General features: G+C 62.8%; 8 protein-coding genes. 3 read left to right on the forward strand and 5 right to left on the reverse strand.

Annotated features, from left to right (window positions below; translation table 11 throughout):
- The first annotated feature begins 94 nt into the window (after positions 1-94).
- Positions 95-2,170: an RNA polymerase sigma factor RpoD gene (gene rpoD / locus QM659_RS07900; RefSeq protein WP_127076401.1), complete on the forward strand. Its 2,076-nt coding sequence runs from the start codon at positions 95-97 to the stop codon at positions 2,168-2,170.
- A gap of 430 nt (positions 2,171-2,600) precedes the next feature.
- Here the strand turns inward: rpoD and QM659_RS07905 are convergent, their stop codons facing one another.
- From QM659_RS07905 to QM659_RS07915, 3 genes are all read right to left on the reverse strand, one after another.
- On the reverse strand, positions 2,601-4,550 hold the full coding sequence (locus QM659_RS07905) for an SPOR domain-containing protein (RefSeq protein ID WP_415187992.1): 1,950 nt from the start codon (positions 4,548-4,550) through the stop codon (positions 2,601-2,603).
- 45 nt (positions 4,551-4,595) lie between these two features.
- A complete protein-coding gene (gene argS / locus QM659_RS07910) occupies positions 4,596-6,353 on the reverse strand; it encodes an arginine--tRNA ligase (RefSeq protein WP_415187993.1) in 1,758 nt (585 codons plus the stop codon).
- A gap of 363 nt (positions 6,354-6,716) precedes the next feature.
- Positions 6,717-7,142: a hypothetical protein gene (locus tag QM659_RS07915; protein ID WP_415187994.1), complete on the reverse strand. Its 426-nt coding sequence runs from the start codon at positions 7,140-7,142 to the stop codon at positions 6,717-6,719.
- Positions 7,143-7,281: 139 nt separating this feature from the next.
- Between QM659_RS07915 and QM659_RS07920 the strand changes: the two genes are divergently transcribed.
- Positions 7,282-8,097, forward strand: coding sequence for a M15 family metallopeptidase (locus QM659_RS07920; RefSeq protein WP_415187995.1), 816 nt, complete (start codon positions 7,282-7,284; stop codon positions 8,095-8,097).
- Between the two features lie 45 nt (positions 8,098-8,142).
- Here the strand turns inward: QM659_RS07920 and QM659_RS07925 are convergent, their stop codons facing one another.
- Together QM659_RS07925 and QM659_RS07930 are read right to left on the reverse strand one after the other, a co-directional pair.
- Entirely contained in the window at positions 8,143-8,847 is a 705-nt protein-coding gene (locus QM659_RS07925; RefSeq protein ID WP_415187996.1) for a phosphatase PAP2 family protein, read from the reverse strand.
- 129 nt (positions 8,848-8,976) lie between these two features.
- Entirely contained in the window at positions 8,977-10,923 is a 1,947-nt protein-coding gene (locus tag QM659_RS07930) for a cation:proton antiporter (protein ID WP_303487924.1), read from the reverse strand.
- 567 nt (positions 10,924-11,490) lie between these two features.
- On the opposite strand from QM659_RS07930, the gene QM659_RS07935 reads away from it, so the two are divergent.
- The gene (locus QM659_RS07935) at positions 11,491-11,679 is read left to right on the forward strand and encodes a hypothetical protein (protein ID WP_127076407.1); all 189 of its coding nucleotides are present in this window, start codon (positions 11,491-11,493) and stop codon (positions 11,677-11,679) included.
- Positions 11,680-11,855 lie beyond the last annotated feature (176 nt).

The raw sequence follows: 11,855 nt of genomic DNA on the forward strand, positions 1-11,855 counted from the left end.
CTATACGTCTTGAACGTACACAACGAGAATTGACTACCCTGACGGGGTGGCATCCCCTTGCGAGCCCCGTTTCCCGGCATTTCTGGAGCGCATGATGGCAACAGCGACGACAAAAAACGAGGACCAGGAGACGCAAGCGTCCGAATCCACGGACAGCCCGGTTCTTGATCTTTTGGATGCCGCCGTAAAACGCCTGATCAAAACCGCAAAGGCGCGCGGTTACGTCACCTACGACGAGATCAACGAAGTCATGCCGCCCGAGGATGTGTCCCCGGACCAGATCGAGGACATCATGACGATGTTCTCGGACCTCGGCATCAACGTCGTCGACGCCGAAGAGGTGGAGGAAGCCTCCGCCGAGCATCTCGACGACGACGAAGACGATCGGGCCACGCCAGCCAATCTGCCCGTCAAGCAAGAGCGCTCCAGCGAGGTGGGCGAACGCACCGACGACCCGGTGCGCATGTATCTGCGCGAGATGGGCTCCGTCGAACTTCTGTCGCGCGAGGGCGAAATCGCCATCGCGAAGCGCATCGAGGCGGGCCGCGAAGCCATGATCGGCGGTCTTTGCGAAAGCCCGCTGACGTTCCAGGCCATCATCATCTGGCGTGACGAGTTGAACGAGGGGAAAATTCTCCTCCGGGATATCATCGACCTCGAAGCGACCTATTCCGGCCCGTTCTCGCGTTCCGAGGAGGGCGACGGTTCCGAAGAAGAATACGAGCCCGAGGAGCGTCCGCAACCGCAACCCGCAAGCAGCGCTCGCCCTGCCTCAAACGGCGTAGGCGGCCTTAATGGCGCGAACGGACACGCGGCGCGAGGCGGGGATGGCGACGCCATCGGCCCCGAAGGTGAAGCCACCGAGTTCCGTGGCGAGGACGAGGACGACGACCTCGAAAACAGCCTGTCGCTCGCGGCGATGGAAGCCGAACTCAAGCCGAAGGTTCTCGAAACCTTCGATCGGATCGCAACCGAATACAAGAAGCTCCGCAAGCTTCAGGATCAGCATGTCGAGCGCAAGCTCGCCGACGACGCCTTGTCGCCGCAGCAGGAAAAGCGCTCCCGGAAGCTGCGCGACGCGGTTATTCAGGACGTGAAGAGCCTATCGCTCAACCCTGCGCGTATCGAATCGCTTGTCGAACAGCTCTACGACATCAACAAGCGCCTGATCGGCTACGAAGGCCGGCTCCTGCGCCTCGCCGACGGTTTCGGCGTCCGCCGCGACGAATTTCTGTCCTACTATCAGGGCAGCGAACTCGATCCGAACTGGATCGACCGCATCGGCACCCTGAAAGGCAAGGGCTGGCAGAAGTTCGTCGAGAAGGAGCGCCAGCGCATCGATGAAATCCGTCAGGAAATCTACGCGCTTGCCACCGAAACCGGACTGGATATCGCCGAATTCCGCCGTATCGTAAAGATTGTGCAAAAGGGCGAACGTGAAGCCCGGCAGGCGAAGAAGGAGATGGTCGAGGCAAACCTTCGCCTCGTGATCTCCATCGCCAAGAAATACACCAATCGCGGTCTGCAATTCCTCGACCTTATTCAGGAAGGCAATATCGGCCTGATGAAGGCGGTCGATAAATTCGAATACCGCCGCGGCTACAAGTTCTCGACCTACGCCACGTGGTGGATACGGCAGGCGATCACGCGCTCTATCGCGGATCAGGCGCGGACCATCCGTATTCCGGTGCACATGATCGAGACGATCAACAAGATCGTCCGCACGTCGCGCCAGATGATGCACGAGATCGGCCGCGAACCGACGCCGGAAGAACTGGCCGAGAAGCTTTCCATGCCGCTGGAAAAGGTGCGGAAAGTCCTCAAGATCGCGAAGGAGCCGATCAGCCTCGAAACGCCCATCGGCGATGAGGAAGACAGCCACCTTGGCGATTTCATCGAAGACAAGAATGCGATCCTGCCAATCGACGCGGCGATTCAGTCGAATCTTCGCGAAACGACAACGCGCGTTCTGGCCTCGCTGACGCCGCGAGAGGAGCGCGTGCTGCGCATGCGTTTCGGTATCGGCATGAACACCGACCACACGCTGGAAGAAGTCGGCCAGCAGTTCTCGGTGACGCGCGAACGCATCCGCCAGATCGAGGCGAAGGCGCTGCGCAAGCTGAAGCACCCGAGCCGTTCGAGGAAGCTGAGAAGCTTCCTGGATAACTAGAAAGCCGCAAGCTCTGGCAGCTTCGAGACAACAGCATCGATGAAAAGGGCCGGCGTCTCGCCAGCCTTTTGCATGCCGGTGGGGAGTTTGACGCCACCCATAAGGGGCGAACGAAAGCGGTTCGGATGCCCCGTCGACCGATCGGGGTCGATTCGGGTAGATCGCGTCCAGATTAGCCTGCGTTAAATCGGGGCTCGATTACGGGAAGCCGATGACACCTGTAACATACGGCATCGGACCGCACACATTTTACGCGTAACGATCCGCTCTCGCTTTTCCGAACGTAATCTGAAGCGCGCGCCTTTCATCAAAGGCACGCGCGAAACTCGACGCGCAGGGGCTATCCGGGCCCTGCGTACGAGCGGAGTGCCGGTTCTTGCGCGCCTTCGCAAGCGTCGTGCAAACGGATGCAAATCTCAGATTCGGACCGCTAGTTCGTTACGAAGCAGGCCTTGTCGCCGCCGACGCCCTTGATCCTCTGGCACAGATCGAGGGCTTCCTGACGCGTGCCGAGCGGTCCCGCCACGGCACGGAAAGTAACGCCCTTGGAACCGAGGTCGGCGATCTTCGCCTGCACGGGCACGGCGCCGAGCGCTCCCTTGTATTTGTCGGTCAGGATCGGAATATCGCGCTGGATCGCCTTTTCGTCGGGCGCCGATTTCAACGACACCCAGAAACTGCCCGCCGGCGCCGGTGTGGCGTATGCCGTCGCAGGCTCCGCCGGCGTCAGCGAGGCCGACCTGGTAACCGGCGCTGGAGCCGAGGGCACGGCGCCGGTTCGGAACGGCTGAACCGCCGGAGCCGGAGACGGCACGGCCTGAGTGGCCGGGAATGTGGAGGGTCCATTGCCAAACGGGGGTGGCAACTCGCCATTCGCCGCGCTGGCTATGCTGGGTGCCGGAGCCCGATTCGTGTCGACGCGCGTCCCATCCGGGCGGTAGACCTCGCTCCGCACCACCGTGGGCAGATCTGGACCGCGCGCGACGGGCCCGGACGGCTGGGGCGCATCACCGGTGCGCTGGGCCTTTCGCAAAGCCTCGTCTATGCGGTCCTCAAGCGAATTCGGCTGACCGCCGCTCGCGGCCGATGCCGAAGCATAGCTTTGCGGAGCGGGCGCGGAAGCCGGAGCCGCGAAAGCCGCCTGCACTTGCTGCCCGTCCGGCGTGAGCCTGTCGTAGATCGTCTTTTCGCCGTTGGGGAACTGCTTTCCGCCGGGGTTTTCGGGTGCGGCCTTCAGCGGTCGATTATCTGCACGGATGACGCCAGCCTCATCCACCGGACCGCTCATCGACTTGTAAAGATACGCTCCGCCGCCGCCGACCGTGATCGCGCCGACAAGCGCGGCCGCGACAAGGAGCTTGCGGCTGCGTTTGCGCTGGGGCCCGAGATCCTGTTCGAGTTCGTCCTCGTCTGCGAAGAAATCCTCGTCGAGTTCGTCCGCGTGAGGATTATGACGGCTGAGGTCGTCGCCATGCGGAGCCGCGTCGTCGGCCCATCCGCCTTGAGCGGGAAAGCGCGCGCCGTAATCATCCTGCGAGGCGTAAGCGTTTTGAGCGAAGCCCTGAGGTTGCTGGGGAGCGTAGCCACGATCGACCGGAGCGCTCTGCTGCGGCGGCTGCGGAGCATAGCCGCGGTCGCCCGGAGCTTTCGGCGGTTGCACTGCGTAGCCGCGATCCGGCTGCGACGAGAAACCGCGATCCGGCTGGGGGCTCCGAGGCGGCAAGGGCGGCTGCGCTTGCGGCTGTTCCTCGGGCAAATAAAAGCGTGACGCCTGCCTTTCCTGCGAAGCGAAACCCTGATCGTAGTCGTCGAGCGGCGAGCGGACCTCGCGCTGGTAATAGGCCGCATCATCCTGACGCGCCGCCGGGGCCTGCGGCGCGGGCGGAGCCTGACGAACCGGCAGATTCGCGTAAGGATCCTGCTGACGCTGCACGGGCTGCTCGTAAAGGTCGTCCTGATACGCGGGCCCTTTCGCCGGGAAAGGGGGTATATCGAACTGCGGGGTATCCCTCACGAAAAGATCGTCGCTGGACTCCCTGCGATAGTCGATCGGGCCGGGCTCCGGCGCATAGGGCGACGGTGGCGGCACATAGCTCGCGGGGCCCTGATCGGAGAACCGGGGCGGCTCGCTCCGCGACGGGAACGGCGGCTGGACGGGAGGCTGCGGAATCTGGCGCGGCTGCTCGTAAGCGTGGCGGCTGAAATTGGAAAAGGCCGGACGCTGCGGCTCACGACCGCGCTGCTCGGGATACCCGACGGAAGCCGGATCGCGCGAAGACGATTGCTCCCATCTCTCGTCGCGTTCCTGTGCGGGGTTTCGCCTTTCTCCCTCGACAGGACTCCGTCCGCGCCGCGATGCCGAATCGTCATTCGTAGACATCGAACGATTGTCCTCCATATTCGCTATTCACGGACCGGGGCAGGACTAACGCATTTCTGAAATTGCTTCTACGCCGAGCAACTTCAAAGAAGAGCGCAATACTAGCGCGGTCCCTGTTATAAGCGCCATGCGCGCCATTGTAATGTCCGAGCTTGCGGGAACCATGAAACGCAAATGTGGCAGTTCTTTGCCTCGCGCCCAGAGACTATGGAATAACGCAGCAATTTCATGCGCATAGAATGCCACGCGGTGAGGTTCATGGGCTTGCGCGGCCTGCTCAACAAGCCGTGGATATTCCGCGAGCTTCTTCACGAGCGCAACCTCTGCATCGTCGACAAGCAGCGAAAAGTCCGCTTTGGCAAGCGAATCGGTCGAAAGGTCCATATCCGGGAAGCCCTCATGCGCCTTGCCGAGAACCGATGAGGCGCGCGCATGGGCATATTGCACATAGAACACCGGATTATCGTTCGACTGTTCGAGCACCTTCTCGAAGTCGAAGTCCAGCGTCGCATCGTTCTTGCGCGTGAGCATGATGAACCGCACCGGCCCCGCGCCGACCTCGTCCACCACCTCGCGCAGCGTCACGAATGAGCCCGCGCGCTTCGACATCTTCACCGGCTCCCCGCCGCGAAACAGACGCACGAGCTGGCAGATCTTGACGTCGACCTGCGCCTCGCCGCCCGACAGCGCCTTCACCGCCGCCGTGAGGCGCTTGATGTAGCCTCCGTGATCCGCGCCAAGCACGTTGATGAGCGTCCTGAAGCCGCGCTCGATCTTCGTCTTGTGGTAGGCCATGTCGGCTGCGAAATAGGTGTAGGAGCCGTCCGACTTCTTCAGCGCGCGGTCAACGTCGTCGCCGAAATCGGTCGCGCGGAACAGCGTCTGCTCGCGGTCTTCCCAATCGTCAGGCAGCTTGCCCTTGGGCGGCGCGAGGCGGCCTTCGTAGATGAGGCCCTTCGCACGCAGAAACTCGATGGTCTCGGCGATCTTGTCATCGCCGTTCGCGGTCAGCGACCGCTCCGAGAAAAACACCTCGTGCGCGATGCCGAGCGAGGCGAGATCGTCGCGGATCATGTCGAGCATCGCCGCGATGGTGCGCTCGCGCACCTTCGGCAGCCATTCGGCCTCATCGCCCTTGAGCGTGTCGCCGAACTCCCTGGCGAGCGCGGCGCCGACGGGCTTCAGGTAATCGCCCGGATAAAGGCCCGCCGGGATCTCGCCGATGTCTTCGCCGAGCGCCTCGCGATAGCGCAGATGCGCGGAGCGCGCGAGCACATCGACCTGCGCGCCCGCGTCGTTGATGTAATATTCGCGCGTCGGCTTGTAACCCGCGAAGTCGAGCAGGCTCGCCAGCGCGTCGCCGAACACAGCGCCGCGCGTATGACCGACGTGCATCGGGCCTGTCGGATTTGCGGAAACGTACTCCACGTTGACGGGCTGGCCTGCTCCGAGCGTGCCGCGTCCGTAATCCGGCCCTTGCGTGAGCACCGCGCGCAGCACGTCGCCCCAGATCGCCGGTTTCAGCGTGAGGTTGATGAAGCCGGGCCCGGCGATATCGACCTTCTCGATGTCCGGGTCGCGGGCGAGCTTCGCGGCGATGACTTCCGCGAGCGCCTTCGGGTTCTGTCGGGCGGGCTTCGCCAGCACCATCGCCGCGTTGGTGGCGAGGTCGCCATGGGTCGCCTGACGCGGCGGCTCGACCACGAAACTATCGAGCTTCGCATCCTCGGGGAGCGCGCCTTCGGCCTGCATCTCGCGCAGGATGGCGCGAATTCGCGTTTCGAAATTCAGGAAAATGTTCATGCCTTCTCATAGGCGAAATGGCGCATGCCGCGCAATCCCGTCGCCTCGAAAAGCAGCCCCTCAAGCAAAGAAAAACAAGACGCGAAGAAAAAGTGCGCGCGGACTCCGGCCAAGGCATCCGCTTGTCACGAACCTCAATCCAGACTTCCTGGTTTACCAGCATTTGTCGCCGGACGTGCGGCAGTTCCCCTGCCCCAACATCGCCGCGTTCATACTTGAACGCGCGAGACTCACGCAGTCCAGCTCGGGTTCCTGCTTGAACGGCAGGCTTTTCACAGTCGCGACACAGTAACTGCCCACGGGACGAAGGCTCTGCCGCCGTTCGCCTCGAACGCAGCAAAGCCTCGGGCTCGGACGCGAGGCTTACCGGAAACGCGCGGGCGGCTGCGGATTGTTCGCCGGGTTCGAGTCGTGCTTCGTCACGCGGGTCAGGACGCCACCCTCCACGAGCGGCAGCAGATCCGCTTCGAGCGCGTCGGCAACCTCCTTTTCATAAACCTCGTCGCCGTTCACGTGCAGCGTGCATAATTTGGCAAATTTCTCGCGTTTGGCGGGATCGTCCAGCGCGGCCTTCGTCCAGGCATAGAGCGGATAGCGCTCCACGCCCTGCTGTTCCGCCTCGCTGACATAGCCGGAGAAGGCATCGTAAACGGTTATCGCTGCGGCGTGATGCTTGTGAAGGACCTCGGTCAAGGACTGCAACACGCTGTTTTGCGGATCGACGTTGAGGAGACTGGCCGCCTGATCGCTGAGCCCGACGCGAATTTGATAAAGCCATTCTTCGGCCACGGGATGTCCTCCTCGGTTTCCCATTCCGTCATCCTATAACGGAAGCAGACACAAAAGCAGATTTTCAGTTCGCGTTCTTAGCCGTGAATTTACGGATTACGACAAACAATTTCGCGAGGAAGTCGTGAGAGGCGGAGAAATGGATCGGCGAAGCTTTGCGTTGGCGCTCTTCCTTGTTGTGGCAGGGCTTACGCCGGTGCCCGCGCGCGCCGATCTCCCGGACGGTTTCGTTTATCTTCGCGATGTCGCGCCCGACATCGAGCAGGACATGCGCTATGCTGGGCTGAACAATTTCACAGGCGCTCCTGTCCCCGGTTACGAGGCGGGCGAATGCGTTCTTCGGCGCGACGCCGCCGAAGCGCTGAAGCGGGCCCAGCGCTCGGCTCAGGCGCTTGGCCTCTCGCTCAAGGTGTTCGATTGCTATCGCCCGGAACGCGCGGTGAGGGCATTCGGGGCCTGGGCGCGAGCGCGGGAAGACGGGCGCACAAAGAGCCAGTATCCGCATCTGTCAAAAGACGCGCTCGTGCCGGATTACATCGCTTCGCGGTCCTCGCATTCGACGGGGCTTGCGGTGGATCTCACCCTTGTGCGGCAGGGCGCGGGCGACCGCCCGCCGCTTGTGCGCGACACCTGTGCCGCGCCAGCCCATGCGCCAGCAGGCCAGGCCGATGTGTCGAAAGACAAGCTCGGGAATACTGCAAATGCTGTGGCGCTCGGGAAACTGGGGCCGGGCGAGCTTGACATGGGCACGTCGTTCGACTGCTTCGACCGCGCGTCCAACACGACCTTTCCCGGCCTGACGCCGGAGCAGCGGCGGTCACGAGATCTCCTCGTCACGTTGATGGAGCGCGCGGGCTTCACGAACTATCCCGCGGAGTGGTGGCATTTCAGCCTCGCCCGCGCGGCGAACCGCCGAAGCCACGATTTTCCGATCACGTCCCGCCCGCAGCAATAGACGGCAGCGGATCGCTTCCCCGGCGCTCGGTGCAAGCGCGGCGTCTCAAGGCCGCGCGCGCTTTTCGAACCAGTCGGCGGCGGCCCAGCACAAAAGCGCCCAGCTCGCGCCCGCGCACCATCCGGCGAGCACGTCCGACGGCCAGTGCATCCCGAGATAGACGCGGCTCACGCCGACCAGAAACATCAGCGCGACTGCGACGGCAAAGACAAAGGCCCTTCCCAACGCATCGGGCCGCGCGCGGGCCATGAGCGCGCCGAGGATCAGGAAGGTTACGGCCGACATGAACGCATGGCCGCTCGGAAAGCTGTAGGTCGAGGTCTCGACGATTTCCGCGACGAAGTCGGGTCGGGCCCGCTGCACGAGCGCCTTCAGCGTATTGTTGACGAGCGTGCCGCCGACGATGGCGACGAACACGAGCGCGAAGTTACCCCATCGCCGTTCGAGCGCGAAATAGGCCAGCGCCACGAAGGTCGCGAGCGACAGCACCGCCGTCGATCCGAGCGCCGTGACATCGCGCGCGCCAATCGCAAGCCAGCGCGGGCCAAGTGCGTCGGCGGGGTTCAGCGGGTCTCGCAGCGCAAGAAGCAGACCCCGATCGAAATCGACCAGACTGCCGCTGTAGATCGCCGCCGATATGCCTGCGAACAACGCAAACAGGGCACTGGCCGCAACGAGAGGTGCGGCGCGCGGCGGCTCCGCCGGTTCACGCCGTGGAGGGTACGCGGGATCTCGAAGGGTTGATGTCATCCGGTCTCCGGGTGATGCGAAGGTGGGCATTATCGCCCGAGCGCTCTTCCGGGAGGTAAATGCTCCAACGGTTCCGAAGCTCCCGCATGCACGCATGCTGCGGCCGCGAGGAGCGGCGCCTTGCGGTCGTCAAGCCGGAGGCGATGTCACGGGCTTGCCTTCGGCGAGCGTGCTCGCCTTGGCCTTGGCCTCGGCCTTCTTTTTCTCTTCGGCCTTCTTGTCGTCCTGCCGTTTCTTCTCGTCGGCCCGCTTCTTCTCCTCCGCGCGCTTCGTGCGTTCGGCGGCCTTCTCCCAATCCTGCGCGAGAAGCTGCGCAAGCTCCTCCGATCGCTGCATGGCGAGCGCGGCCATCCTCTCCACGTCGGTATAATGCGCGTAGTCCTCGTAGAGCCGCGCCTCGTCGTGCTCGCGAAATGTCTCGATGGTGAAACGGATCTCGCCTTCCGAAAGGCCGAGACCGCGCAGGAGATCGCGGGTGATTTCAAGCGTCGAATAGAAGGCTTCGCGCTCGATGTTTTCAACGCCGAGATCCATGAGCTGGTGGACATGGCGACGGTTTCTCGCGCGCGCATAGATGGGCACATGCGGGAAATAGGCCTTCACGAGCTGCGCCGCCTTGAGCGAGCTTTCCACGTCGTCTATGGCCAGCACGAAGGCCCGCGCCTTGCCGACTTCCGCCGCTTCCAGAATGGCGAGGCGGCTCGCATCGCCGAAATAGCTCTTGTTGCCGAACTGGCCCACGAGCTGGACCTGATCGGGGTCCGCATCGAGCGCTGTGAAGGGAATGCCCTTCGCGGTGAGCACGCGCGCCACCACCTGCCCGACGCGGCCGAAACCTGCGATCACCACATGCCCGGCGGTTGCGGGGAGGTCGTCGTAAAGGGGTTCCGCCTTGACCGTGCGTTTGCGAAGAAAGTCGTCGAGCGCAAGAAGCAGCGGCGTCGTCATCATCGACAACGTCACGATGATCCCGAGCGAGGACGCCAGCGCGGAAGTCAGCACGCCTCCCTGTTCGGCGCTGGCGAACACCACGAAGGCGAATTCGCCGCCCTGCGAGGCCACAATCGCGAACCGCCGGGCGGAAGGCTTATTCAGCCGCTGCCAGCGCCCGACCGCATAAAGAACCGCGAATTTCACAGCCACGAGCGTGATCACCGCCGCGGCGATCAGGAAGGGCTGGCGCAACAGGGCATGATAATCGAGCGCCATGCCGATGGACGTGAAGAACAGCGCGAGCAGCAGCATCTCGAACGGCTTGATGTCGGCTTCGAGCTGATGGCGAAAGTGCGAATCGGCCAACAGCACGCCCGCGAGGAACGCGCCGAGCGAAGCAGACAGCCCGATGGATGTCATGAGGAGCGAAACCGCCGCCACCGTCAGCAACGACGCGGCGATCATCGCCTCGCGCACCTGCGTCAGGGCGAGCAGGTGATAGAGCCGGTCCAGCACATACCGCCCGGCCACGATGATCAGCGCGATGGCCGCGAAGATCTTCACCACGCCCGCCACGGTGAGAAGTTCCGGCGACGATGCCTTGACGGCGAGGAGCGGCACCGCAACGAGGAGCGGGATTGCAGCGATATCCTGAAACAGCAGCACCGAGAAGGCGAGACGGCCGTGCCGCGTCGTGAGTTCGCCCTTCTCTTCCAGCGTTTGCAGCGCGAGCACGGTGGAGGACAGCGCAAGCGTGAGCCCGACAAGCATCGCTTCCGAGAAGGAAAGATCGGTGCTCGGATTGATGCCCCAGATCAAGACGACGAGCAGGACGCCCGTGACCACGAATTGCGCCGACCCCGCCCCGAACACACCTTCGCGCATCTTCCAAAGGCGTTTGAGACGCAATTCGAGGCCGATGAGAAACAGGAACATGGCCACGCCGAGTTCGGCGATATGACGCAACATCTCGGCGTCGTTCGTCGAATAACCCAACATGTAGCCTATGCCGTAGGGGCCGATGAAGGCGCCCGCCAACAAATAGCCAAGAATGGAGCCGAGCTTGAGCATGCGCGCGAGAGGCGCAGCCAACGCGGCGACTCCCAGGAACACAACAAGCTGAATAAGGAGTTTTCCGTCCATCGCTCTTTTTTCAGGGGAACCGCAGCGGATGGCCTGCGCGACTGTCTGTAGCCATTAAGGCAGGAAACATTGCCGCTGCCAACCCGGATCGGCCCGCGTTTTCTGGATTCAATTGCCCGGCAGATCGACCGTCGGAGGTTGAGGCGAGAAGCCTGCGTCAGGTGCGAGGCACAGCGCGCGTGCCGCAGGAGACGTGGGCTTTTCCTTAAGCCCGGCTCCTGTCACGAAGCTTTCGCGAAGGGCACAAAATGCGGCTGTGGTTAACCATTCGAGCGCTTTCGGATTCACCTACCATTTGTATGAAGCTATTGTTACAATCTTAAGACGGTGATAACCTTTGAAGCGTATCCGACGTCCGGGCTGCGTCTCGTGCGGGCAATGGCTCAGGCGTCGGTGACAGACGTAGAGTTGAATCAGAGAGTTGATGCCTTGTGGCACTCACTGCGAGTGGACTGCGGGCTGGTAAAAATGTCGGATCGGACTTCCGGCGTACCGAGTGTATAGCGTGAAATGACGAACCTATCTGTCTTTCCGTCCAGATTCGCTTATGCGTGTCGGGCAAAAAGGATGCCGCCGGAGGAAGTGGCCGAACGCGCCGGACTTCCCGCCGAGGCGGGGCAGGATCTCGCCGTGTCGGCGATCCATCTGCCGCTCTACCGGCTCTGCTACGTCGCCGACGTTCTCGATGTCAGTCTCGATTGGCTGCTGGGGCGCGAACCGGCTGCGCAGAACGAGCAGCGCCAGCAACGCCGATAAAAACCCGCCACTCGTGGCCAATGAGGTTCGCGTCCGCTCTACTCTCGCGTTTCTTCGGTGTCATCTCAGGCTGCACGCGACTGCCTTAACGCATCCGCTCTTAATGGAAACAAGCGCGCGCTACCTTTCTGTCTTGTGGCACGTTTCATCGGAACCCGCTTCGGACATTCCAGACG

It is taken from the genome of Rhodomicrobium sp. (assembly GCF_047605405.1).
In the GTDB taxonomy this organism is placed as follows: Bacteria; Pseudomonadota; Alphaproteobacteria; order Rhizobiales; family Rhodomicrobiaceae; genus Rhodomicrobium; species Rhodomicrobium lacus.